This is a genomic window from Paenibacillus sp. FSL P2-0136 (genome assembly GCF_037975325.1).
Classification (GTDB): domain Bacteria; phylum Bacillota; class Bacilli; order Paenibacillales; family Paenibacillaceae; genus Paenibacillus_AQ; species Paenibacillus_AQ silagei.
The window spans coordinates 1,180,300-1,205,923 of record NZ_CP150244.1 but is presented as its reverse complement, the minus strand read 5'-3'; the positions used below and the strand labels follow the sequence as shown (position 1 = coordinate 1,205,923).

General features: G+C 55.1%; 23 protein-coding genes. 14 read left to right on the top strand and 9 right to left on the bottom strand.

The window, feature by feature from the left end:
* Positions 1-57 precede the first annotated feature (57 nt).
* Together trmB and NYE26_RS05135 are read right to left on the bottom strand one after the other, a co-directional pair.
* Positions 58-774: a tRNA (guanosine(46)-N7)-methyltransferase TrmB gene (gene trmB / locus NYE26_RS05140; RefSeq protein ID WP_076160578.1), complete on the bottom strand. Its 717-nt coding sequence runs from the start codon at positions 772-774 to the stop codon at positions 58-60.
* 201 nt (positions 775-975) lie between these two features.
* Positions 976-1,149, bottom strand: a complete 174-nt coding sequence (locus tag NYE26_RS05135; protein WP_179090500.1) for a hypothetical protein — start codon at positions 1,147-1,149, stop codon at positions 976-978.
* 245 nt (positions 1,150-1,394) lie between these two features.
* On the opposite strand from NYE26_RS05135, the gene NYE26_RS05130 reads away from it, so the two are divergent.
* The 4 genes from NYE26_RS05130 (at position 1,395) to NYE26_RS05115 (ending at position 5,088) form a co-directional block, all read left to right on the top strand.
* Positions 1,395-2,351 (top strand): TIGR01212 family radical SAM protein, encoded by a 957-nt coding sequence (locus tag NYE26_RS05130; protein ID WP_339254355.1) that lies wholly within the window; start codon positions 1,395-1,397, stop codon positions 2,349-2,351.
* On the top strand, positions 2,351-2,947 hold the full coding sequence (locus tag NYE26_RS05125; protein WP_339254353.1) for a class I SAM-dependent methyltransferase: 597 nt from the start codon (positions 2,351-2,353) through the stop codon (positions 2,945-2,947). Before NYE26_RS05130 ends, NYE26_RS05125 begins: the two co-directional genes overlap by 1 nt.
* 120 nt (positions 2,948-3,067) lie before the next feature.
* Positions 3,068-4,036 (top strand): type I phosphomannose isomerase catalytic subunit, encoded by a 969-nt coding sequence (locus NYE26_RS05120; protein ID WP_339254351.1) that lies wholly within the window; start codon positions 3,068-3,070, stop codon positions 4,034-4,036.
* Between the two features lie 89 nt (positions 4,037-4,125).
* Entirely contained in the window at positions 4,126-5,088 is a 963-nt protein-coding gene (locus tag NYE26_RS05115) for an alpha/beta hydrolase (RefSeq protein ID WP_339254349.1), read from the top strand.
* Between the two features lie 564 nt (positions 5,089-5,652).
* Here the strand turns inward: NYE26_RS05115 and NYE26_RS05110 are convergent.
* The 5 genes from NYE26_RS05110 to recQ form a co-directional block, all read right to left on the bottom strand.
* Positions 5,653-6,504 (bottom strand): hypothetical protein, encoded by an 852-nt coding sequence (locus NYE26_RS05110; protein WP_339254347.1) that lies wholly within the window; start codon positions 6,502-6,504, stop codon positions 5,653-5,655.
* Between the two features lie 578 nt (positions 6,505-7,082).
* Positions 7,083-7,670, bottom strand: a complete 588-nt coding sequence (locus tag NYE26_RS05105; RefSeq protein WP_339254345.1) for a nucleotidyltransferase family protein — start codon at positions 7,668-7,670, stop codon at positions 7,083-7,085.
* Positions 7,663-8,172: a GNAT family protein gene (locus NYE26_RS05100; RefSeq protein WP_339254343.1), complete on the bottom strand. Its 510-nt coding sequence runs from the start codon at positions 8,170-8,172 to the stop codon at positions 7,663-7,665. Before NYE26_RS05100 ends, NYE26_RS05105 begins: the two co-directional genes overlap by 8 nt.
* 457 nt (positions 8,173-8,629) lie before the next feature.
* Positions 8,630-10,567, bottom strand: a complete 1,938-nt coding sequence (locus NYE26_RS05095; RefSeq protein WP_339254341.1) for a B12-binding domain-containing radical SAM protein — start codon at positions 10,565-10,567, stop codon at positions 8,630-8,632.
* Between the two features lie 15 nt (positions 10,568-10,582).
* Positions 10,583-12,409 (bottom strand): DNA helicase RecQ, encoded by a 1,827-nt coding sequence (recQ, locus tag NYE26_RS05090; protein ID WP_076081844.1) that lies wholly within the window; start codon positions 12,407-12,409, stop codon positions 10,583-10,585.
* Positions 12,410-12,596: 187 nt separating this feature from the next.
* On the opposite strand from recQ, the gene NYE26_RS05085 reads away from it, so the two are divergent.
* The 9 genes from NYE26_RS05085 to NYE26_RS05045 all read left to right on the top strand — a co-directional run bounded on the left by NYE26_RS05085 (position 12,597) and on the right by NYE26_RS05045 (position 21,154).
* Entirely contained in the window at positions 12,597-14,222 is a 1,626-nt protein-coding gene (locus NYE26_RS05085) for a spore germination protein (protein ID WP_339254338.1), read from the top strand.
* Positions 14,215-15,312: an endospore germination permease gene (locus tag NYE26_RS05080; RefSeq protein ID WP_339254336.1), complete on the top strand. Its 1,098-nt coding sequence runs from the start codon at positions 14,215-14,217 to the stop codon at positions 15,310-15,312. The genes NYE26_RS05085 and NYE26_RS05080 overlap by 8 nt, the downstream gene beginning before the upstream one ends.
* Positions 15,309-16,532: a Ger(x)C family spore germination protein gene (locus NYE26_RS05075; RefSeq protein WP_339254334.1), complete on the top strand. Its 1,224-nt coding sequence runs from the start codon at positions 15,309-15,311 to the stop codon at positions 16,530-16,532. Before NYE26_RS05080 ends, NYE26_RS05075 begins: the two co-directional genes overlap by 4 nt.
* A gap of 42 nt (positions 16,533-16,574) precedes the next feature.
* On the top strand, positions 16,575-16,760 hold the full coding sequence (locus NYE26_RS05070; protein WP_339254332.1) for a CLC_0170 family protein: 186 nt from the start codon (positions 16,575-16,577) through the stop codon (positions 16,758-16,760).
* A gap of 81 nt (positions 16,761-16,841) precedes the next feature.
* On the top strand, positions 16,842-17,813 hold the full coding sequence (locus tag NYE26_RS05065; RefSeq protein ID WP_339254330.1) for an RluA family pseudouridine synthase: 972 nt from the start codon (positions 16,842-16,844) through the stop codon (positions 17,811-17,813).
* 58 nt (positions 17,814-17,871) lie between these two features.
* Positions 17,872-18,396, top strand: coding sequence for a hypothetical protein (locus tag NYE26_RS05060; protein ID WP_339254328.1), 525 nt, complete (start codon positions 17,872-17,874; stop codon positions 18,394-18,396).
* A 24-nt stretch (positions 18,397-18,420) separates the two neighbouring features.
* A complete protein-coding gene (locus NYE26_RS05055; RefSeq protein WP_209879711.1) occupies positions 18,421-18,816 on the top strand; it encodes a hypothetical protein in 396 nt (131 codons plus the stop codon).
* 25 nt (positions 18,817-18,841) lie between these two features.
* Positions 18,842-19,411, top strand: coding sequence for a TetR/AcrR family transcriptional regulator (locus tag NYE26_RS05050; protein WP_209879708.1), 570 nt, complete (start codon positions 18,842-18,844; stop codon positions 19,409-19,411).
* 162 nt (positions 19,412-19,573) lie between these two features.
* Positions 19,574-21,154, top strand: a complete 1,581-nt coding sequence (locus tag NYE26_RS05045) for an oleate hydratase (protein WP_339254325.1) — start codon at positions 19,574-19,576, stop codon at positions 21,152-21,154.
* Between the two features lie 553 nt (positions 21,155-21,707).
* Here the strand turns inward: NYE26_RS05045 and NYE26_RS05040 are convergent.
* Positions 21,708-22,433 carry a DsbA family oxidoreductase gene (locus NYE26_RS05040; RefSeq protein WP_339254323.1) on the bottom strand — a complete coding sequence of 242 codons (726 nt, stop codon included), beginning with the start codon at positions 22,431-22,433 and terminating at the stop codon, positions 21,708-21,710.
* 257 nt (positions 22,434-22,690) lie between these two features.
* Between NYE26_RS05040 and NYE26_RS05035 the strand changes: the two genes are divergently transcribed.
* The gene (locus tag NYE26_RS05035) at positions 22,691-23,623 is read left to right on the top strand and encodes a glycosyltransferase (protein WP_339254321.1); all 933 of its coding nucleotides are present in this window, start codon (positions 22,691-22,693) and stop codon (positions 23,621-23,623) included.
* A gap of 171 nt (positions 23,624-23,794) precedes the next feature.
* Here NYE26_RS05035 and NYE26_RS05030 read toward each other — a convergent pair whose 3' ends face one another.
* Positions 23,795-25,549 (bottom strand): SGNH/GDSL hydrolase family protein, encoded by a 1,755-nt coding sequence (locus NYE26_RS05030; RefSeq protein ID WP_339257329.1) that lies wholly within the window; start codon positions 25,547-25,549, stop codon positions 23,795-23,797.
* Positions 25,550-25,624 lie beyond the last annotated feature (75 nt).

Sequence of the window (25,624 nt, the reverse complement as noted above, 5' to 3'; positions counted from 1 at the left end):
GGCAGTCCGGTATGAATGAACCGAACTGCCTTTTGCTGTAATTGCAGGTAATGCAGCTTAGAGGCGGTACTTGTCCAGACGGGTGGCCTGATATTGCTTCAGCGCCTCGTCTCCGACAATTGCCTCGCAGCGGTGAATGTTCACGCCCCGTCCATAGAACTTGGTCTCGTATTCGGTCATTACATGCTCTTCGTTGATCACGCCGCCCTCATGCAGGTCAAGCGAAATATTCTTCATCTGCAGGCCATAGTCCGCAAAGGCATTAAGCGAGAATTCAAACAGACTGCGGGAATCCGTCTTCAAATGGATCTCACCGAGCGGACTGAGCAGTCCGCGGTATTTATCCAGAAAACGCGGATGCGTCAGACGGCGGCGGGCATGCTTGCTTTTCGGCCAGGGATCACTGAAGTTGAGATAGATCCGTTCCAGCTCCCCTGGAGCGAAAACTTCCTCCGCGTAATCGATATTGGCCAAGGCCACTCTCACGTTGGGCGGTGTCTCTTCTCCTGCGGGCTCCCATACATTCCGGGCCTTCTCGGCTGCGCGCCGCACCAGCTCGTCATACATATCCACGCCGATGAAATTAATCTCCGGGTATTTGAAGCTCATTTGACTGATAAACTGTCCCTTGCCCATTCCGAACTCCACATGAATCGGATGATCATTGCCGAACAATTCGGACCAGCGCCCCTTCAGGCTGCGTGGTTCCAGGATGACCAGATCGGTCTGCTCCTCAAGACTTTCACGTATTCCTTTTCTTCCGCGTAAACGCATAGGTACTCCTCCGCTTATCTCTTTATTGCCTTATCTGTGAATAGGATAAATGCCACTTGCAATATTGTGCCGAACTTACCGGCAAAAGTAAAGGGATTTCAGCAAAAGAAAAGGAACCTCCATCCCGCCCCTGTTGGACTGGTCGAAAGTTCCGTGCGTGTTGTATCTGTAATACCGGCCCGCCGTTCAGCGGACTGCCATTTATTTATCGAACTCGAAGGTCTTCTCGAACGCATTGCGGATCTTCCGCTGCGCTTCTGTCTTGATCTTGTGGTTGCCGTTGAATTCTACGCCTGTCAGGGCGAGAGCTTCATCGGGAGTCAGCTGCACATCAATCGAACCTTTGTTATCAGCAAATACCGTTGGAGAATTCATCGTTATCACCTCTAAGGTTTAGTATGGACCGTACGACACGAAATTATGAATTCAAGCATAAGATTGTGGTTGCTGCAGCGGCTTTTTTAACACTTTAAATATAACATAATGTGTAAGCATTTTCAAGCCGAATGGCGGTAATTCACAGCCTATTTTTAGTTTTTTTTCGGCGGATTTCCGGGAGGGATTGTTACGTTCATCACGGATTTTTGATACAATGGGAAGGTTAATGAAAGGAGCTGCACATGTCTAATCTTTTACAGGCCTCCTCTCCGCTTCTGTGGGGGGATAAACGGTTCCATACCTGGAACTACGAAATGCGCGGGCAGATGGATACCAAGGTGTTCAAGGTCATGCTCGATGCGGGCTTCACCTGTCCGAACCGTGACGATTCCATCGCCAAAGGAGGCTGTACATTCTGCAGTGCCAGAGGGTCAGGCGATTTCGCCGGAAGCCGCCGGGATGATCTCGTCACCCAGTTCAACCATATCCGCGACCGCCAGCATCAGAAATGGCCGAATGCCAAATATATCGGCTATTTCCAGGCCTATACCAATACGTATGCTCCTGTCGAGGAGCTAAGGGAATATTATGAAGTCATTTTGCAGCAGCCCGGGGTTGTCGGCCTCGCCATTGCCACCCGCCCCGACTGCCTGCCGGATGATGTAGTGGAGTATCTCGCGGAGCTGAACCAGCGCACCTATCTATGGGTGGAAATGGGGCTTCAGACCATTCATCAGTCCACTTCGGATCTGATTAACCGCGCGCATGATACCGCCTGCTATACTGAAGCTGTTGCGAAGCTCCGCCGTCACGGCATCCGGGTGTGTACCCATATCATTCACGGTCTTCCGCAGGAAACGCATGAGATGATGCTGGAGACTGTAGCTGCTGTAGCGAATATGGGGGTTCAGGGGATCAAAATCCACTTGCTTCATCTCATGCGCAAAACGCCGATGGTGAAGCAGTATGAAGCCGGGCTGCTGCGGTTCCTGGAGCAGGATGAATATGTGAAACTCATTGCCGACTCGCTGGAAATTCTGCCGCCGGACATGATCGTCCACCGCTTGACCGGCGATGCCCCGCGCGATGCTCTGATCGGCCCGATGTGGAGCCTCAAGAAGTGGGAAGTGCTGAATGCCATTGACCAGGAGCTGGTTGCCAGGGACACCTGGCAGGGTAAGTACTGGAGGAAGGGCTGATGGGCTTCCTGTCTGTCCTTAGCTTCGCCCATAAGCTGATCGCTGAGCGGCTCCCGCCCGGCGGACGGGCTATCGACGCCACCGTGGGAACCGGCGCCGACACCCTGTTCCTCGCCAAGGCGGCCGGGCCGCGCGGCGGGGTGTACGGGTTCGACATCCAGCCGCAGGCGCTGGCTCTTGCCGGCGAGCGCCTGCGGCTGGCCCGGGAGGAAGCGCCTGCTGCGCTGGCTCCCGTGACGCTGCTGCTGCAGAGCCATGCAGCCATGGCTGAAGCCGTTCCGCCCGCTTGGCGCGGAACGGTCTCGGCGGTGATGTTCAACCTCGGCTATCTGCCCGCAGGCGATGCCGATAAGACCATCATCACCGAGCCGCAGAGCACGCTGGCCGCGCTGGAGGCGGCGCTTGCGCTGCTCCGCCCGGGCGGGATCATCACGGCCGTGCTGTATCCCGGCCACGAAGGCGGCGGCCGCGAAGCCGCCGCTGTCGAAGCCTGGGCCGCCGGACTGGCCCAGCAGGACGCGCAGACTATCGTGTACCGGCAGCTTCAGCGCGAGTCTGCCCCTTATGTTGTAGCGGTAGAGAAGAAAAGAAGCTGAGCAGAGGTTGCAATCGCCCAGTTTTCGCAGCGATTGTATTTTCCCGGGACACCATCATCGGGTTGACAGCCCGGGACAAGACAAATCACCAATTCTATTATCAGGAAGGAAGATGTTGTAATGACGAAACCATATCCTCTGAAATTTCAGCCGGAATTCAAAGAACGTGTCTGGGGGGGCCGGGCGCTGGAGAAATTCGGCCTGGATCTGCCGGAAGGCCATATCGGCGAAGGCTGGATGATTGCCGATCATCCGAACGGCACCTCCTCAGTAGTCAACGGCGAGCTGGCCGGACAAGGCCTGGATGCCATCCGTGAGCAGTTCGGGCACGAGTGGTTCGGCAGCAAGGGCATCACGGAAGAAGGCGGAAGATTCCCGCTGCTGATCAAGCTGCTGGATTGCAATGACAACCTCTCCGTGCAGGTGCATCCTACGGATGATTATGCCGGACTCCCCAAGGGCGAGCTGGGCAAAACCGAAATGTGGTACGTGCTGGACGCCAAGCCAGGCGCCAAAATCATCTACGGCCTGAAGGAAGGCGTCACCCGCGAGATGCTGAAGGACGCGCTGGAAAACGGAACGGTTATGGACAGCCTGCAGGAAGTGACTGTAGCTGCCGGTGACTCCTTCTATATTCCTGCCGGGACTGTACACGCCTTGTGTGCAGGTGTCGTTGTAGCGGAGATCCAGCAGAACTCTGACACTACATACCGGATTTACGATTACGACCGTCCGGGTCTGGACGGGAAGCCGCGCGAGCTGCATATCGAGGATTCCCTGAATGTTACTGCCTATGAAGGCGCAGGCGCGACTTCGATGAAGACCGATGGTGCAGTGGCCGGTGAATGGCTGCAGATTGCCTCCTCCCCTTATTTTATCGTGGAAAAAGGTCTGGTGTCCGGCGAATGGCAGCTCACCACCACCGATGACAGCTTCACCATCCTGGTGATTTGCGAGGGCAGCGGCCACCTGATCTGGGAGGGCGGCTCCCAGCCATACGAAGCGGGCGAATGCTATCTGCTCCCTTCCAGCCTGGGCGCTTACAGCATTGAAGGACAATCTACCGTGCTGCGCTCTTATCTGCCTTAAGCAGACGGACTGTGTTTCACTTGGATCAGGGTAGCACCAGGTACTCTTTACGCTAGGAATGCTGAACTTCATTTTCAGGAGGACAGGCGATGACTGAGAACACTTTTTCCATGACTGATCCCTTAGATGTCAAAATCCATGTCTATGAATGGCTGCCGGAGGCGGGAACGGAGATTCGGGGGATTGTGCAGATTGCACATGGTATGTGTGAGACGGCTGCGCGGTATGCCCGGTTCGCCTCGGCGCTCACCGCAGCCGGTTATGCCGTATATGCCAATGACCACCGGGGACATGGCCTAACCGCCGGCAGAGTCAACCTGCTCGGTGACAGCGGGGAGAACGGCTTCTACTGGATGCGGCGCAATCTGCTGCAGCTTGCGGGAGTTGCCTGCTCCCGGCATGAGCATGCCCCTATCTACCTGTTCGCGCACAGCATGGGTTCGTTTCTGGCTCAGAAGCTCATGTGCGAAGAGGGGCATGAGATTTACAGCGGCTTCATCCTCAGCGGCACCAATGGTCCCCGGAGCATGCTGCGGCTGGCAGAATCCTTGTCGGCTATGCAGTTAAGGCTACAGGGCGACCATCACCGCAGTGTACTGCTGAATGGCATTGTTTTCGGCGCTTATAACCGGTCCTTCTCTCCGGTCCGCACAGCTTTTGACTGGCTCAGCAGTGATCCGGAGGAGGTAGATAAGTTCATTGCAGACCCGTACTGCGGGGCGATCTGCACCACCCGCTTCTTCCGGGACTTCTTCCATTTGCTGCGTGAGCTTCATACCAGGTCCACTCTTCAGCACCTATGCAGCGACAAGCCGGTCTACCTGTTTGCGGGCGAGAAGGACCCTGTGGGGATGAACGGTCAAGGGGTGATGCGTCTGGCTGAGTTATACCGGAAGCAGGGGCTTCAGGATGTAGAATGCAAGCTGTATCCGGGAGGAAGGCATGAGATGCTGAATGAGGTCAACCGGGACGAGGTCACGGCCGATGTGCTGGACTGGCTCGCCCGGCACCTGCCTGCCGAATCCATGCGGCTTCAGCCTACGGCGGATTAGCCTATTGATGCAGACGCACTTACTGGTCTGGTGCTGACGTTGGTCTGATGCTTACGGTGGTGTAACACAGTGCATACCTATGTCGCCACTGCACTTTGATCCGCAGGTATAGTACGACAAGAGAGGCACTCCGCCCGGACGGAGTGCCTCTCTTTCGATTATTTTGCCGTAGCAGCTGTATAGCGTCCTCTGCGGTAATATTTAACCGTAGCAGTTAGTTAAGCTCTGTGGTAATTCTCACCTTAGCTGTAACGTAAGGTCTGCCGCTGATCCTGCAGTAGCAATTGTTGTACTTTTTGCAGGATCTCCACCCTATCAGCACCGTCACAGTAGAAAATGTTGCACTTTTTGCATTATTTTTAACAAATTAACGCTCTTAGAAGCACCAGTTGTTGCATTCTGTGCAGGATTTCGCCATGTTGACGCTCCAGAAGCAGCGAATGTTGTAATTCATACACGATTTCCAGGCTTCTTCTTAAGCCTCATTTACCGCTTAAGCTCCACTTACCGCGCCAAAACCCAAATTATCACCTCAGGTATTAACAGTAACTCTACGAGGACCCTTTATTCACGCTCTAAATATCCTACCAGTCTCCCCGCTAAATCTTGCTTATACGCCGGAAGATCATACGAGGAATTATTGACTTTGATCTTGTGCATGTTTATGCGGTTATATATAATTTCTTCTAATTTCAGTCTGGCCTCAAGAACCTTCAGAGTTCCTTCTAAGCCCTCGTGCCCCTGTTTAAAGCCATACCCCTGTTTGGTGTAATATTCAATGAACCCCTCTGACCACTCCAGGGGTCTTTCGCGGACTGCTTTGCGGAAAGAATGCTCCAGATCGTCCTGTTCAATATAGATCAGCAGCGGATTCAATCCGGCCGTGATGGCCTCCAGCTCCAACGTGTAGCTTATAATGTCTTCCTCGGCTGCCCCATGCTTAATCATCCCCATTGTTACCGGGTTCTGGATAAAGCAGCAATCGAACACATACGTGTCCGCCCCCTGCAAGGCCTTTTCCGCGAACTGCCTCCATCTTGCTGTAATCAGCTCCCTGTTCTGCGCGAACGACAATTCATACACATCGTTCCGGGCAAAAATATCCGTCCCTTCCTTTGGAACCCGGGAACTGTGTTCATTTAGGATTTTCCGGTATTCCACCAGGTAATGGCTGTCATGAACAGTTGTCCGCGGACTTAATACATGCCTTGAATCGGCCCACATCCCCAACAGCTCATCGTACTCTGCCTTTGTAAGACAAGCGACACCATCATAATCCGCCGGATGATCCAAATTCCCCTCCAGGAATAGCTGAGCTTTAGTGCCCGACTCAGCAAGAATGTCATAAATCAGCTGCGCCGTGGTGGATTTCCCGAAGCCGGGTAAGCCCTCGATAAAAATCAATTTAGGTTGCATATAGTAGTTCCCCCATTCACGATTTAGGAGGATAAGCAGATAAGAAGCCATTGAGATGCGGTGTCCCGGCAACAAAAAAAGATACCCTAAGGTATCCGCAGAAGTCGGTCTATGAACCAAGCTCACCCTGCATACCCTGTAAGATTAAAGAAAGACATGCCTAATAGCATAGTGTTCTCCACTAATGCTGGCATTCTTCCGGTTAATTTATCCTTACAGAGTAATCCACATGATAAGGTATATGCTCCTTTAATTGCATCTCATCATTTAACGTAACACTTAATGGAGATAAATACAATGAAGTGTTTATAAAAGAAGTGTTTTTGAAAATAGCTTATATTTCAGAAGACTCCGGAGTTTTTGTATATTCGCTGATAGAAGCATGTGGTGTTTCCGCAGCCTCCCCTATCAAGGTACGAAAAGCCATGCCGTGTCCGGTAATGATCACCTTTTGGAACCCGAGATATTGGTCAATCACCTTCTCTACACGGTTCCTCAGCAGCTCCTTAGATTCCCAAATCCGGGTCTCCCCGGGAGGATAAGCTCCGCCGTCTATTCGCCCAAAAACGGTCAGAGTCTCACTGCCCCCAAGGGACCACTGTAAGCTCCGGCCACTTCGACTTCCATTTCTGCGTCTTCGCTTCGTAGATCTTCTCGCTGATCAGTGCTTTGTTGGGGCGTAGAATTAATTGAAACAAATCCTCCAGACCAAATGGGGCATAAATCTTCCATTCACCGTTCAGCTCAAGCCGTGCTCCCAGAGAAGTCACCGTGGTTGGCCAGCTATTAATTGCAGCTTCCAGCGATGTGTAGGGCTGGATCTCCACACCGAACTTCTGGGGGTACCACAAATGAACTCGGGCCTGATTCTTGAGATCGACCGGGATAGCAATATCCTTAAAAAGCTCCCTGCCCTTCGCAACCATCGCATCCTCAGCAGCATAACTCAAATCGGCCGCATCATAATAAATAATATCGATGTCACTAATTCCGTACCCCGGCGCACGCCCGGTAAGCTCATTCCACACCGTTTGCACCAAGCATCCTGCACCTATGTAGTAAGAGAACGGGGCCAAGCCTTGGGCACGCTTAAAAATATCCATTAGCAGTGTATTGCGGGTGAATAGCTCCGTAAGACGGTTATACATTTCATCGCAACTATCCATCGCCCAAATCCCCCACACTCCCGCCAGACAGCCCATATTGCAAAATCAGCTGTGTTCCCTTGCTACCACTGCGCCGCAGGCCGTGATCCTGAAATCCGGCGCGGAGATAGAGCTGACTAGCGGCGGTATTGCGTTCATTCACAGCCAGAACAATCTGCCGGGCTTCAGGGTAATGGCGGCGGACGAAGTCCGGCAACAGTGCCATCGCTGCTTTGGCGAACCCGCGGCCCTGGCTGGCGCAGTCCATCAGGAAGGCCCGGAGAAGAACTGCTCCCTCGTAGTCCTGGTAGAAATTCGAGATACCTTCACCAGTATGTAGGATGAAGAAGCCCACCGCATGTTCATCGTGAGCAATAACCACTCCGGCTTTACCGGCATCCTCCTTGAGGTCCTGAAGTGTCTCCTCCGGCAGTCCGGTGAACTGTTCCTGCTCCGCCGGAAGCTTAAAGCCAAGTAACTGGTCCTTGAATTGCTCCCCGTGCTCGTCTCCGTACCTAAACAATGATATGTGCTGCTCCTGTCTCAACTGTATGCCCCCCATAGGTAACCGACTCCCGCTCATGCTCCCTTGCGGCCGCTTCGCCGAATGTGGTCGGTTTTTCGATTACATTTGGCTCACGTGCCCACACAGCGCCGAATGTGATCGGTTTTTCGATTACATTTCGACCACGGGCCCACTCAGCGCCAAATATGGTCGGTTTTTCGATTACATTTGGCCCACGTGGGCACGCAACGCCGAATGTGGTCGGTTTTTCGATTACATTTGGCTCACTCGCACACGCAACGCCGAATGTGGTCGGTTTTTCGATTACATTTGGCCCACGTGGGCACGCAACGCCGAATGTGGTCGGTTTTTCGATTACACTTGGTTCACGCGCCCACGGAACGCCGGATGTGTTCGGTTTTTCGCATACATCCGCATCGGCAGGCAGGTGTCCAGTGTAGTCAGGGGCATTCCCCTACAAAGGCAGCGTATAATACTGCGCCCGCTGGCTCTCGTCCTGCTGATACAGGACGACCAGCAGCGTGCGGCCATCGCTTGCCCCGGGGTGCGGACCAGGCAGGGCCACCCCGCTCCCGGCGGCGACCGCCGTTGCAGCCGCCCGGCCTTCACTCCCGCCTCCCCCGGCAACCGCCGGAGGCAATACTTCGGCCTTGATTGCGGCAACTGCTTCACCTTCGCCAGCGGCTCCAACCGCCGCCTCAGCGCCAAGCTCCCCGTCATAGCGCAGCCCGCTGATCGATTCCAGCACCGGATCGAGCCGGAACGGCAGCTCGTCGAGCACGATGAACTTCTGGAGCTCCCGCTCGCTAAGTCCGGCCTCCGCCAGCTTGGCCGAGATTAGCTCCGGCTGACTGGCGATCTGCTTCAGGTGCTTCGCCCACTCCGCTTTATCAAGCACATCGTCCCACCAGATCTTGCGGGGCTTGTACTTGTGGGCGAGGAAGTAGTCCAGCTTCATCAGGCCGGTGACTATGTCCATAGAGGCCGTGCCCCGGTCCGTCAGGAAGTCATGCAGCCGGGTGAACAGATCCTCCAGCTGATGCCCGATCTTCTGCCAGCCCCGCTCTTCCCAGTAGTCACCGAACTCCTGGAAGAAGTCGAACGGAGACGGGAAGACATGGCGGATCAGGTACTTGACCGAATGAGCCAGCCGCTGGCTGTTCCAGTACTTCTCCAGCACATCCTCCAGCCGCTTGAGCCGGATAATATCGGCGAACGGCATCACATGGCTGCTGAGAATTTCGTATGGCGCATGCTCCATATACGTATAGTCATATTTGGCGGCCTGGGCGCGCAGCCCGGTGCCGCGCAGCATTTTGAGGAACCCTAATTGTAGCTCCTCCGGCTCCATGGCAAAGACGTCATTGAAGGTCTTGCGGAAGGTGTCGTAATCCTCCATTGGCAATCCGGCGATCAGATCGAGATGCTGGTCGATGTTGCCGCTGGCCTTGATCTTCATCACAGTGCGCGACAGCTTGGTGAAGTTCTGGCGGCGCTTGACCAGCTCATTGGTCTCGTCATTCGTCGACTGGACGCCGATCTCGAAGCGGAAGACGCCCGGAGGGGCGTTCTGCGCCAGGAAATCCAGCACCTCGGGACGCATAATATCAGCGGTAATCTCGAACTGGAACACGCAGCCCTGATGATTATCGATCAGGAACTGGAACATCTCCATCGCATAATTGCGGTTGATATTGAACGTGCGGTCCAGGAACTTGATCACCTTGGCCCCGCCCTCAATCAGATAGAGCAGATCGGACTTCACCCGTTCGATATCATAATAACGCACGCCCACCTCAATGCTGGACAGGCAGAATTGGCAGTTGAAGGGACAGCCCCGGCTCGTCTCAAAATACACGATACGCTTGCTAAGCTCCGGCAGATCCTCCGCGAAGCGGTGCGGGGTCGGCAGGGTGTTAAGATCGCTTTTGGGACGGGGAGGATTGACGATCAGCTCTTCCCCCTTGCGGTAAGCCGCACCGTATACGAAATGGTACTTATGTTCATCCCGGATCTCCTGCAGCAGATGGTGGAAGGTCTCTTCTCCGTCACCGTTCACGACAAAGTCCACTCCGGCCTCCCGCTTCATCCAGTAGAGCGGCTCATAGGATACCTCCGGCCCGCCCAGCACAATCTTGACCTCCGGCATGACCTGCTTGAGAATACCGACCAGCTTGATGGTCTCCTCGATGTTCCAGATGTAACAGGAGAAGCCAATCACATCCGGCTGCTTCTGAAAAAGGTCAGACACGATGTTCATCGCGGGATCTTTGATGGTATATTCCGCCAAAAGGATATCCTTGAACTCATGCTCGCTATACGCCTTCAGCAGCCGGATCGCAAGCGACGTATGAATATATTTGGCATTTAATGTGGCCAGGATGATTCTCATGCCTTATAACCTTCTTTACATGTCATTTTGAAAAAACTCCAGGAAGGCCTTGCCGTACTTCCGGTACTTCACTTCACCGACACCCTTCACCCTCAGCATCTCCGATTCCGTCTGCGGACAGACAACGCTCATCTCGCGCAGCGTCGCATCATTGAAAATGATGTACGACGGCACATGCTCGCGCCCCGCCAGCTCGCGGCGGATCAGACGCAGCTGCTCGAACACCGTCTCGTTGACCGCAGACGGCGAAGTATCGCGCGAGCGGCTGCGGTCCCGCGTGCCGGAGGTGACCAGCGTGCGGGCCACGCGCTGATGCACCTGGCGCTGGCCGCGCAGCACCTCGGCTGCCAGCGGCTGCAGCCGGACCACCGGATACTGGCCTTCGGACAAGGCCAGATATCCTTCCGAGATCAGCATATTGATGATCTCGGTAATCTCCTTCTCGCTGCGGCTGGACATAGCGCCGTGAGTCGGCAGCTTCTCGAACCCGTATTGCAGCACCTTCTGGTTACGTGAGCCCTTCAGCACGGATGAGACCAGCGCCACGCCATAACGCTCCCGCATCCGGTGGATGCAGGAGAAGATCTTCTGCGCTTCAACGGTGATATCGACCAGTTCACGCTCGTCGGTACAGGAGCTGCAAATCCCGCAGTGATCATCGTCATGACTCTCGCCGAAATAGTCGAGCTGCGCACTGCGCAGGCAGCGGGTGGTATAGCAGTATTCAATCATCTGCTGGAGCTTGCGGTATTCGTTGGCTTTACGTTCCGGGTCCTGCGGGTTCTGCTCAATCAGGAATTTCTGGGTCATGATATCCTGCGCACTGAACAGGAGGATACAATCGCTCGGCTCCCCGTCACGCCCGGCACGTCCCGCCTCTTGAACATAAGCTTCCATGTTCTTCGGCATATTGTAATGGATGACATAACGCACGTTAGACTTGTCGATCCCCATCCCGAAGGCATTCGTGGCGACCATGACGCGGATATCGTCATAGAGGAAGCCTTCCTGGCTGTCCGCCCGCTCCTGGTCGTTCATTCCGGCATGATAGCGCCCGGCGGTGATTCCTGCGGCCTGGAGGCGCTGATAGAGATCATCCACCTCCTTGCGGGTGGCGGCATACACGATGCCCGGCTGATGGGCATGCTGAGCCGCGTAATCCAGCACGAACTCGCGCTTGTTCTCTCCGCGCAGCACGGACATCGCCAGATTGTCGCGGCCAAGTCCGGTCATGAAGACGCCCGGCTCGCGCAGGCGCAGCAGCCGGACCATATCCTCCATGACCTCCGGGGTAGCTGTAGCGGTGAAGGCCGCCAGAATCGGACGCTGCGGCAGCTGCTCCACGAACGGGGACACTGCCAGATAACTGGTGCGGAAGTCATGGCCCCACTGCGAGACGCAGTGCGCCTCATCCACAGCTACGCAGGAGATGTTCAGTCCCGCCATCTCCAGGCGGAACCAGTCCAGCTCCAGACGCTCGGGAGCTACATAGAGCAGCTTCAAGTCGCCGCGGCGGGCCGCACGGATGCGCTCATTCACTTCCTTGCCGCTCAGGGTGCTGTTGATATAAGCAGCCGGAATCCCTGCCGTCGTAAGAGCATCCACCTGATCCTTCATCAGGGAGATCAGCGGTGAGACGACCAGGGTAAGCCCCGGCTGCAGCAGCGCCGGAACCTGATAGCAGATGGACTTACCGCCTCCGGTAGGCAGAATGCCCAGCGTATCGCGGCCTTCCAGCAGATTGTTCACAATTTTTTTCTGGCCGTCCCGGAAATCGGGATAACCGTAATATTTTTGCAGCTCGGCCTGGGCCTGCTCCATTAATGATCCTTGCATCTCCATATCTCTTCAAACTCCTTAAGGCTTTCTACCTTTTAGTTTACCGGGCAACCGGCTGCCAAGCAACCGCCTGAAGCAGATATCATAGCACTCCTTCCGGGCCTTACACATAGAAATTACATAAAAACCGTACGATCAAGCAACACTTTATATAGATTCATCCATCTGCCCTATGAAGGAGGTCGCCCGTTTGCAAGACTGGAAAGATAAATATGCCTCCTACATAGATAAGCAACAGTCTTCTTCTTCAGAGCAGAAGCCTGCTAGCGGCAGCAGGCTGAGCGGCAGCAGGCTGACAGGAGAGCTGAAGACCGATCTGCCGGAGCTTCAGGCGAGGCTCGGAGAGAACGGCGACCTGGTCGTACGCGACTTCCTGCTCTTCGGGGCTTATCCTGCTGCAATGCTCTTCTTCTCCTCACTCGTGAATATGGAGCAGGTGCGCGAGCATGTGCTGAAACCGTTAATGGCACCGCCTCCAGGGCAGTCTGAGGTCCCGGAGGATACGGGCGGAATGATTCATTATATCTGGAGTACAGCTGTCCAGGTCACTCAAGGCACCACGACTGCCGATCTGTCCGCACTCCCCCAAGCCGCCGTGAAGGGCGACCTGATTCTGCTGATCGACGGGATTCCAGAGGCGCTTCGCATGGAAATGCGCCAGATTGAGATGCGCGGGGTCGAGCAGCCGCAGACGGAGCAGGTCATCCGCGGGCCGCGTGAAGGCTATGTGGAGAAGCTGGAGAACAACCTCTCCCTGCTGCGTTACCGGCTGCAGAGCACGGACTTCCGCATTGAGATCAGCCCGCTCGGAGAGCGCACCCAGTCAAGGGTGGCTCTATGTTACATTGACAGTGTCACTGACAGCAGTCTGGTCGCTGAAGTCATGCGCCGAGTCTCGCTGATTCATACGGACGGCATCCTCGATGCCGGATACATCGAGCAGTTCATCGAAGACCAGCCGCTGTCCCCCTTCCCTCAGGTTCAGAGCACCGAGCGGCCGGACAAAACTGTGGCCGCCCTTCTGGAAGGACGGGTCGCCATTCTTGTGGATGGCTCCCCGTTTGCCCTGATTGTTCCCGCCCTCTTCAACCAGTTCTTCCAGACGGTGGATGACTATACGGAACGCTTCATTATGGGCAGCCTGATCCGGATCATCCGGCTGATTGCTTTGGCCTGCTCGCTGTTTTTCCCGGCGTTGTATGTGTCTGTCATCTCGTACAACCCCGAACTGCTGCCTACAGATTTCGCTGTGGCGATCTCGGGCGGCCGGGCGGGTGTGCCGTTTCCGGCTGTGCTGGAGGTGCTGATTATGGAGGTATCCATGGAGGTGCTGCGGGAAGCGACGATCCGGCTGCCGCAGATGATCGGCGGGGCATTATCTATTGTAGGCGTCCTCGTCATCGGACAGGCTGCAGTGGGCGCAGGACTCGCCAGCCCGATCACGGTTGTCATTGTGGCTCTGACGACGATCGGCTCGTTCGCCACCCCCGCCTACAATGCAGCGATCGCCCTGCGTATGCTGCGGTTTCCGCTGATCCTTCTGGCCGGTATGTTCGGCCTCTACGGGGTTATGATTGGTACGATTCTGATTCTGAATCATCTGCTCTACCTGGAGTCCTTCGGAGTTCCCTATATGTCCCCCTACATCCCCGGTAAGTGGCGTGATCTGAAGGATACGCTGGTGCGGGTGCCGCTCTGGTGGATGCGCCGCCGCCCCAGCTTCCTGCATGCCCGGGATACGGACAGACTGCCCCGCAGCGTGCCAACCGCAGAGATTGACCAGATTCTCAGGCAGGGAGATGAGACCGATGAATAATCCGCGCCAGATTACGAGTCTGCGCGCAGCAGCCGTGATCAGCAGCACCATTATCGGAGTGGGCATCCTCAGCTTTCCGCGCTATATGACCGAAGCAGGCAACAGCAGCGCTCCCCTTGTTGCATTCTGCGGCGTACTGTTCTCCTTCATCAGTTACTGGCTGCTGGCCTCTCTCTGCCAGCGGTTTCCGCAGGAGACCCTGTTCGTGTTCAGCCGCCGCCTGATTGGACGCCCGCTTGCTGCTATTTTCACTGTGGTGATTATGCTGCTGTTCATTGTACTCACCGGCCTCACTGTACGCCAGTTCGGGGATGTCGCCACAACTGTGCTGTACAAAAAAACACCGATCGAAGCAACCATCTTCCTGATGCTGCTCATCAGTCTCCTGTCCTCCAGGCGCAACGTTGTGAAGTTCTCCTATATCCACTTCTTCTATCTGCCGCTGATTGTCGGCTCTATTCTGGCCACCATTCTGCTCTCGCTCAAAAATGTGGATATGCTCAATCTGCAGCCTGTCCTGATGGCTCCCGGCCTCCAGTTCTGGAAAGGGGCGCGGGAGGCCACCTATCTGTTCCAAAGCTCCTTCGTCATCGTGCTGCTGATTCCATTCATGGAGAAGCCTGGGCATGCCCTCCGCGCGGGGGCCTGGGCCATCTTCCTGTCGGGTGCAATCTACGTGCTGATCGTCATTGCTTCTGTAGGGATATTCGGTGCCGAGGAGACCAAGCTGCTGATCTACCCTACTCTGGAGATGGCTCGTTCGGCGGCCTTTGGAGAGGGGTTCCTGGAGCGGCTGGATGCTATCTTCATTATTATCTGGGTCATCTCTGTCTACACGACGATCTACACTACTTATTACATATCTGCCTATCTGCTGCACAAGCTGCTGCGATTCCGCGACCAGCGGACGGCCTCCACGGTCCTGCTGCCGGTGATGTTCATCCTGGCCATGCTGCCCTCAAATGTGTTCGAATCTTACCGATGGGCCCTTCATCTGGGCAATGCCGGCATGATGCTGATGTTCGGCTATCCGCTGCTGTTATGGACAGTCTATCTGCTCAGACGCCACAAGAAGAAGGTGACCTCATGAAAATACAGCTTCCGCGCACGCTCGCCCTGCTCCTCCTGCTCACTATAGCCGCCCCGCTGCTCAGCGGATGCTGGGATCAGGTGGAGATTGAGGACCGCGCGCTGGTTCTCGGCCTATCCATTGACAAGATCCCTGCAGACGATACGCAAAAAGAAGACCGGGTCACTCACATCCATGATAACTCTCTGCCTACGGAGATGATCAGTGTCACCGCTCAGATTGCCGTCCCGGGCAGAGTCCCGCTGGGCCCCGGCACCGGCGGCAGCGCAGGGGAAGGCAAAACCAGTCCCGTCTGGGTAGTCAGCGTGCGCGGCATCTCCCTCGACGATGCCATGAATAATCTGCAGCAGCAGATAGCCGACCCGCGTTATCTGGTTCACCTGCGGATCATCATCATCAGCGAGGAGATTGCCCGGGACAGTCTCGCCGAGCTGAATGATTATCTGCGGCGCAACCCGGAAATCCGGCGCAGAACCTGGCTGCTCGTCTCCGAGGGCCGCGCGTCCGCCTTCATGGATGTGAACCCGCCGCTGCAGCGTGTGCCTACTCTTTATATTTTGTCCATGATGGAGAAGTCCGTCTCCTCCGGCAAATTCCCCCGGGATTATATCGGCACCTTCTGGTCAGCCGACTCCAGGTGGGGACAAAGCGCTTATCTGCCTTATGTGGCACTTCGCAACAAGGATAATATTCTGATCAAAGGGCTGGCTTATTTCAGCCGCGGCAAGATGGTCAGCAAGACTGCCCCTATAGAGATCGGCGGGTTCATGGCGATGCAGGGGATGGACCCCGGCGGCTATTCCACTCTGCTCCGTACGCAGGAGCTAGGGATTGTCATGACCAAGATCAATGAACGCTTCACCCGCACCCGGAGCTATATCAAGGACGGCAAGCCCTATTTGTCCTATGAGATCTTCCTGGAGGGGGATTTGGACGAGCATTACAGCAGTGACATTCCTGTCAATTCCCCACAGAAGCTGCATGAGATCGAGCGGGATTTCGAGCAGCAGATCCAGACGGTGCTGACCGGACTGGTGAAGCAGACCCAGCAGGACCACTCCGATATTTTTGGCATGGGCGAACAGATCCGAAGCCATCATCCCGCCTACTGGAGGAAGCATATCCACGGCAAAAACGACTGGGAGAGCCTGTACAGCAGTGTTGGTGTAGATATCAGACTGACCCTGCATATCCGCAGAGTGGGCCTCAAGCATGATTAAGCGCCAGCCCGTGCAGGTAACCGCCTATGGAGGAGGAAGCGTATGATCCGATTGCTGGGAAGCCTTGCCGGGATGCTGTTCTTCTCGGCCATGCTTCTGCTGGTTGTAGATATCCGAATTTACAGTAACCGGGGCTGGCTCCGGGAGAAAAAGTACGCAAAGATCATAGCCTGGAGCTATATCCTGCTCTCCCTGATAATCTGTATCGGCCTGCTCCTCTATATCTAGTGCCCCACGTCCCTTCGTAGTATTTCTTCACGGCCCATGGTATATTGAGGAGTAACCTATTAAAGGACGGAGAATGCGGTCATGAATACAAGAAGAACCAGAAATCAGGGGAACAGAACCTCTAACCATAAACAGGGCGCTAGATCCGGAGCCCCGGCCAAGCCGGCAGCTGCACCCAAATCCTATACGGTAGCCGAGCCTGCGGAGCTGCTTGCTTTTCTGCTGAAGACGATTACGAACAAGGGGCGCAACTCGATCAAATCCATGCTCTCCCGCGGACAGGTTGCGGTGAACGGCAAGCCGGTGACGAAGCATAACCATCCGCTCCATCCCGGCCAGACCGTGACGATTGACCATGAGAAGCCTGCCGAAACCAAGGAGATGCTCGGACTGACCATTGTCCATGAGGATGACGATATTATCGTGATCCAGAAGGATGCGGGGCTCTTGTCCATCGCTACCGGTGAAGATAATGAATTGACGGCTTACCGCCAGCTGATGGAGCATGTCCGCCTGAGCAACCCGAAGAACCGCGTCTATGTGGTGCACCGGCTGGACCGTGATACCTCGGGTGTCATGATGTTTGCCCGCAGCGAGGCGATTCAGCAGCAGCTCCAGAACAGCTGGAAGGAGACCGTCAAGGAACGCTCCTACGTGGCTCTGGTGGAAGGCGCCGTTAAGAGATCCGAAGGCACGATCAGCTCCTGGCTGAAGGAGACCTCCACACTGAAGATGTACTCCAGTCCGCATGAGGGAGACGGGCTGCACGCCGTAACCCGCTATAAGCTGATCCAGGCGAACCGCCACTTCTCCCTGCTGGAGGTGCACTTAGAGACCGGACGGAAGAATCAGATCCGTGTCCACATGTCCGACATCGGACATCCGATTGCCGGGGACAAGAAGTACGGCGCTGAGACCAAGGCGGTCGGCCGCCTCGGCCTGCATGCCCGCGTGCTCTCGTTCGTCCATCCGACCACAGGTGAAATTCTAACGTTTGAGAGCGCGATTCCGAAGAGTTTTCTGAAATACACGGCACCGGCACCTACGAACTAATTCCTAAGCTGTGAGTGCCAACAGCAAATCATAATATATTATAGAGAAACGATAGAAGGTGCCGCTCTTGTTCCACCCTACTGTTTTTGACAATATCAAAATCGCCCTGGAGAACCAGATCTACGACTACGATAATCTGGATGGGGTTCTAGTTGTAACTGACCGGTCCGATCTGCTCAATCTCGCGCTGATGTCGCGTGAATTCAGCCTCGCGTTCAAGCTGACCGGAGGCCTGAATGTGACGTCCGAGATTCTGCTCCAGTCCACAGTGAAGGACCTCAGCGATGAGATTCTGGAGACGCCGGGCAGCGATCCGGGATGCAGTCTTTTCTTACGCTTTTATATGGAGATAGAAGATGTGAATGTGCAGTGCCCGGCCATTGAAGAGATTCTGACCCGAATCTGGGGACCCGAATTCCAGCCTGTGCAATCGCTCAGCTTCCGCTATGGACAGACAGACGATACGTACAATAACTGTGTTGAACTGCAATTCAAACGGCAAATTACCGAAGAGCAAATGGAAGACCTTCCGAACCTCCTGAAGTTCATGCTGCAGAGCGCAGAGGAACTGGAAGAGGTATAACGCTATACATGGGGTGAGCTGATAATGAATTTCCTGCCTCCTGCCCGGACGGGCCGCTGGCTGGCATGGTCTGCCGGTTACGCGCTGCTGCTGTGGCTATCGCTGATTCTGCACCGGTATATGTGGTTAGGTGAGCCTTTCAACCTTATTCTTGCCCTACGCTGGGCCATCCTTGCCCTTGTCATCTCCGGTATAGTCAACGGGTTCGGCTGGTTGGGTGCACAGCTTGTGTGGATTTTCTCAACCGCTGGAACTGTGGCGGGGCTCTTCCTGATGTACCTGTACACTTACCGTGAGATGTCGGGCTTCGAGGATCTTGCGGGCTTTCTTTCCTTCGGCCTGTTTACAGCAGGCGGCTTCGCTCTGGGTCTGATCGCCGAGGGCGGCCGGCTGCTGATACACTATTGGCGCACACGCTGATTCCTGTTAGGAGCTGATGACCCTTATGTCCAATTCCCTGCTGACCAAAAATGCGCTCGCCCGCTCGCTCAAAGACCTGATGGAGGAGCTTCCGCTGAACAAAATCTCCGTCCGTCATCTGGTCGAGGATTGCGGCGTGAACCGGCAGACCTTTTATTATCATTTTCAGGATATCTATGATCTGCTGGGCTGGATCTACAGGACGGAGGCTGTCGAGAGCATTGCCCAGTACCGCAGCTACAGCACCTGGACAGACGGTTTCTACCGGATATTCTGCTATATCGGGAACAATAAGGCGTTCTGCAGCAATACCTTGGACTCCCTCGGACGGAGGCATCTGGACGCGTATCTGTATGAGGTGACGAATGATCTCGTTATGGGCGTCATCAACGAACTGGCCGCGGGGCTGGATGTCGGGACGCCGGATAAGCAGTTCATCGCCAACTTTTACACGCTGGCCTTCACCGGACTGGTCATTCAGTGGATGCAGGACGGGATGAAGGAGCCGCCGGAGCAGATGATCGGGAAGCTGAGCGTCCTGATAGAAGGGAACTTTCTGAAGGCGCTGCATAAATATGAGAACATTGTGTCGTAACCTTAGAGGCTGCGGCTTTTTTTCCGCTCAAAAACGTTACACTTTGTTCCATATGTCCAAATTTTATACAGATCAAGCGCTTTGATGATACCCTCCAGGGCGGGACTGGATTACACTCGGTTCAGGTCTAGTATTCAAGCAAATCTATGGAGGCGGTAATCAGTGAAAAAAGAGTACGGTAACGAGCAGGTATATTTCGTAGGCGGTGGCATTGCATCCCTTGCGGGTGCGGCCTATCTGGTCAGAGACTGCGGTTTTCCCGGACAGAACATTCACATTATTGAAGAAATGAAGATCCTTGGCGGCAGCAATGACGGTGCCGGCGATGCAGAGCATGGATATGTCATTCGCGGCGGCCGGATGCTGAACGATGAGACCTATGAGAACCTGTGGGAGCTATTAAGTACCATTCCGTCCATTGATCAACCGGGGCTGACGCTGCGGGAAGAAATCATTCAATTCGACGAATCCAATCCGACCCGCGGCCAGGCCCGGCTGATCAACAGCAAGGGTGAGGTTCTGGACGTCACCTCAATGGGCTTCGATATGGCAGACCGCCTGGCCATGGGCAAGCTGATCATGACGCCGGAGCCAGCCATGGGCACCTTGCGGATTAACGACTGGTTCGGACCACATTTCTTCACAACGAACTTCTGGTACATGTGGGCGACCACTTTTGCCTTCCAGCCTTGGCATAGTGCAGTTGAGTTCAAGCGGTATATGCTCCGCTTCATGCACGAGTTCCCTAGAATTCAAACCCTTGAAGGCGTAACCCGGACCCCATATAACCAATATGATTCCATTATTCTGCCGCTGCATCAATATCTGGAGCCGCTGGGCGTAGATTTCACCTTGAAATGTACAGTAACCGATCTGGAATTCAAAGATGGCGACGGCATTACTGTGACAGCGATGAAGGTCGTCCGCGATGGCGTGGAGGACACGATCCAGGTTCATGAAGGCGACCGGGTCATTGTGACGAACGGCTCGATGACCGAAGGCTCCAGCCTCGGATCGATGACCTCCGCTCCCAGGATGAACGGTAAGGGCAGCTCATGGAAGCTGTGGGAGACAATCGCCGCGAAGAAGCCGGGTCTCGGCAATCCTTCTTCCTTCGACGATCATGTGGACGAATCCAAATGGGAATCCTTCACGGTGACCTTCCAGGACTCGAAGTTCTTCGACCTGATGGAGAAGTTCACCCGCAACCGGGCCGGTACCGGCGCACTTGTAACGTTCAAGGATTCCAGTTGGTTCATGTCGGTCGTGCTGGCGTTCCAGCCGCATTTCCGCAACCAGCCGGAGCATGTCAGAGTCTTCTGGGGATATGGCCTGTACCCGGACAAGGTCGGCGATTATGTACACAAAAAAATGTGCGACTGTACCGGCGAGGAGATTTTGGAGGAGCTGATCGGACATCTGCACTTCGAGGCGCACAAGGAAGAGATCATGGCTACCGCCAACTGTATTCCTTGCATGATGCCGTATATCACCTCCCAGTTCATGCCGCGCCTGAACAGCGACCGGCCGCAGGTGGTGCCTGAAGGCTCCACCAACCTGGCCTTTATCGGCCAATACTGCGAGATCCCGGACGATATCGTTTTCACAGAAGAGTATTCAGTCCGTGCCGCCCGCATCGCCGTCTACACCCTGTTCGGCCTGAACCGTCCGGTGGAGCCGATCAATGCGTACCAGAACGATGTCCGCACACTGTTCTCCAGTCTGGTGACCTCGTTCCGGTAACGGAATGATTCGGTTTCCCGCTCCAGGCCAGTGGTCACTGTAAGCAAGTGGAAACGGCTTTGCCGTCCTTTTAAAGGACGGTACCGTTTCAGCGAGAAATAGAAGGATAATTTATCGTGTGCAACATATAAATTCTTATATTTGAACAAAAACCCCCGCTGCATGAATTTCATGCGGCGGGGGTTTGGTGCGTCCATTTGATGCAAACTTGCCAGGAAGGGCCAGTGGCGGCAGGAATGCCGTACTTTTAGCCTGTTTCGATCAGGGTGTAGCCGCCTGACTGGATGGAGCACGCTTATGCGGACTCCAGTGCGCTTATTTGTTCCAAATCATCTTTTACGGCAGCGCTACGGACTCCAGTGCGCTTAAGTGCCGAATATCCTGCAATTTCGCTTCCAAAATCTCCGCATAACGTCCTCTGAGTCCGCCGCGCCGCTCCAAATGGCCTTTTGGCGCAAATAGCGGAACTATAGTCCGTAACCAGAATGAATCGTACGTCCCGTCCAGGCACAGCTTGCTGCAACGCTTATCTCATACCTGCCACTGATCCTAATCAGATGCTGCAGGAACCGTCATCGCAGCCGTCAGCAGACGGTGCAGCCCCGGACTTCGGCTGGCCGACCACCTGAAGCTCTGGACCCTTCTGTTCCTCCGCCCATACCGTGTCCAGCACCTCAGTAAAGACCGGACCCGGCTGTGCGCCAGATACGGCGTACTTATTATTGAAGACGAAGAAGGGAACGCCAGTGATGTTCAGCTGCCGGGCAGCTTCAATGTCAGCCTGGACCCGGTCGCCGTAAGCCTCACTGTCGAGCACCGCAGTAACTTCAGCCTGATCCAGTCCGGCCTCCGCAGCCAGCTCAGCCAGCACTTTACGGTCACCTACATTCAGTGTATCGGTGAAATAAGCACGCAGCAGCCGTTCGGTCATCTGCGGAGCCTTGCCCTGAGTAGCGGCATAGTGGCTCAAGCGGTGAGCGTCAAAGGTATTCGTGGACTGAATCGTATCGAAATTGAACTCCAGACCCACACCCTGCGCCTGCTCGGCCAGCTGTGCGTTCATCTCCTTGGCCTTGTCACGGGTCATGCCGTATTTACCGGCCAGCAGCTCATGGATATCTCTCGTCTCATCGGTGCGTGCATTCGGGTCCAGCTGGAAGCTGCGGAACACGACCTCCACCTGGTCACGGCCCGGGAATTGGCTCAGCGCGTGCTCCAGCCGTCTTTTGCCGATATAGCAGAACGGGCAGGCATAATCAGACCATATATCTATTCTCATGGGAATTCCTCCTGAATGGTAATGGTATTGGTATTGCATTTCACTTACTATTATATAGTTGAAAACCGAAAATTACAAACAAACTTTCTGAACGGCCCCTTCCCATTGAATGTCCCATACATTCTCTTCCCTGCTGGCTTCCGGGAGAAAAGTAAACGAAAGAGGTATATACGTACGCCCGGCCGGGCAGGTAAAATTAGAGCAACATCTCTAATTCAAAGCGGACGGTCTATGGCGTCCCGAAAGGAGTCAGCGGCATGCATGACCTGTCTATAGTCATTCCCACACGTAACCGGATCAGCGATCTGACCCTCTGCATTGAGTCCATCGGCGCGCAAAGCGGGCTGGAGAATGTCTCCATCGAACTGCTGATCGTGGACGACGGTGAGATCGAAGAACCGGTGCTGGAGTATTTCCGTGAGGTGCTCGGGCGTCTTCCGGATGCCAGCCTGCGCTATTACCGCAAAACCAAGCCCGGCGTCTGGCTCTCCCGCTATGAGGCCCTCGGGCTCATCGACGGGGAGATTCTGCTCAGCTTCGATGACGATGCGGAGCTGGACGATCCGCTCTATATCCGCCGGTTGCTCGACACCTACGCCTCAGATCCGTCCATTGCCGGAGTCGGCGGAATCGCCAAGGGTCTCTCCAGCAGCAAATCGGGCAAGCTGCTCGGCAGGCTCACCTGTCAAATGTCGGCTTCGCCAGGCAGACTGTCGGCCAGCACACTGGCCGGGTCTCTTCTCTTATGGGGGGAGACCGAGAATATTTTTGAGACGGATTTCTTCCATGGCTGCAACATGTCCTTCCGCAGCTCGGCGCTGCGGGATATGAAGCCGTACCCCTGGATGACCAGCTATGCAGTAGCGGACGATATCTATATGTGCCATCTGGCGAGCAGATACGGCAAGCTCGTGATTAACCCGGAGCTGAAAATCATGCATCATGAATCGCCCAGCTCTCGCGACAAGGCAGGCCGGGTCGCCCGGGCGACCGCAGTCAACCATTATTATCTGCTGAATCTGCGCAAAGCACCCGTGAAGAATTATGCAGCTCTGCTCTGGACCTTGTCTTACCTCGCCGTCAAGTCTACGCTCAAGCGGAACTTCAATGCCGTCTCCGGCTACGCCAGTGGCATCCTCTTCATCCTCAACCCCCGCAAGAACAAGTACAGGGAATTCATGTTGGATTAGGTACAGCATTCCGCGAAGAACCGCTAGTGCGCACAGAACCAAACAGTTTAAGGATGCTGGGGGCCCTGTGCCCCATACATCCGGTTCATACACCCTCTGGTCAGTACATTAGAAAAAAGGTGCCACAGGCGGCTGCTTCAATGCGGCCTCTGTGGCACCCTTATATTATTCTTAAGCCGTATAGCCAAAGCCCAGGATCGTGAAGCTCTTGTCCTGATCCTCCGGCGCCATCCGGATCTCCACCACATGCTCCCCGCTCTGCTCATTGTTGTATAGAATCACAGCGTTGCAGTGCGTCCAGCTATTCACATGCGGATCTGCCGTCAGAACCAGCTTCCCGTCCACATAGACCTCCGCCTTGCCTACATCCGGGTTGCCCGAATCCTTGAAGACCAGGATCAGATTCTTGCTGGTGATTGTCAGCCTGAAGCAATCCTCACCGGACGCAGCCGTGTGCATCCAGTTATGCGGGAATTGCGGAGTGCCGAACGGATTGGCATCCATCTCCACCTGCTGCAGCTCCTCATCCGTACCGTGGAAGCCGCCTGCTTCAATAGCAATCGCAGTACCTGCGCTGCCCAGATCACTTATACGGTCCAGCAGCCGGACATGGGCAAAATCATTGCCGAGCTCAGGTGGTCCCGCCAGTATATCCTGCTCCTTTTCATCCAATCCCATCCGGGCGGTCTCGGCGAAAAGGTAGCCCAGGGAGTCCGCCATTACGCGGTGCCCGTCATTCGTGGGGTGATAGATATCGTAGAAGAATTGCCGTTTGGAGATGATATTCCCTTCGGACTTGCTCAGCCGGAACTGCTCTGTTACTGCATCCTTAACACTAACCATAGGGAGATTATAGCGTCTGCCTACCGGGGAGAGGCGGTCCTGCAGGTTCCAGTCATTCACGAAGACACTGAACAGCAGAATGACGGCAGGCTGGTTCGGCGCAGACAGGATTTTGAGACAAAGACTCTCGAAGCAGTTGCCCTTCGTCTCGTCCCCTTCATCATTCACGGCAAATTCCACCACTACGATGTCGGGAGCGGCTGCACCATCCCTCAGCACATCCCGCTCATAGCGGATCATCCCAAGCTCAGAGGGAGTCCCGCCAACCCCGGCCTTGATGAAATGAATATTCTCTCCACCCTCCTTGCCGAATAGCTCCTTAAATCTCAAGTACGACTGATAGGCATAGCATTCCGTATGAATGGGCTTAGCTCCGGCCCCCTGTGTGATGGACCCGCCAATATAAGCAATCGTCACATCCTCTCCGCTTGCAGCCTTGTCCATAGCCCGCTTCAGCCGCCGGTTATTGCCCGCATACAGCAGAGACTTCGCAATCATCGCGCGGTAAGCAGACGACTCGAAGTCTACGGAAGGTTCAGCTGTCAGCTCAGGCGCCGTGTACCCGTCATTCAAGTAGAGAACGATGCTCGCTGTCGCCAGTTCCCCCTCCTTACTGAATTCAAAGGCGTATTTGCCGGGAGCCACATCCTCCTCAGACCACTCTGTCTCCTCCAGCTTCACTAGGATTTCCGTTCCATCGCCCGGGCAGGGGACCCGCAGCTGTGTGCCGGTCTCATACTTGCTGGTTCTGCCCCAATTCTGCATAAGAAAAGTGACCGCAGCCCCTTCCTCCGCCGTCTTCACAGACACTCCAATGCTGTGCACCAGCTTGCGGAAGCCGGTCCAGTCTCTAAGCATCGCCAGCATCTGCTCATCCGTAACCCCGCCTATGTATTTGGCCTTATCGATCAGATAATTGCCTTCCAGATAGACCTCCTGCGAGGGCTTGCCCTCCGCCCGGGCGGTTGCCTCAATCGCCGTCTCGAACATGACGAAGAAGCCGTCACGGCGCTCCACTGGATCTTGAGGTGCCGCCGGACCCTCCTGCCCGCCAAGCCCGATACCGCTGTTATACTCTTCCATAACCATCAGCCTCACTTTGTCTGAAGGCGCTCTCATCCATCTGGAACAGGACAGCAGTACCCCGCCGCCATGCCA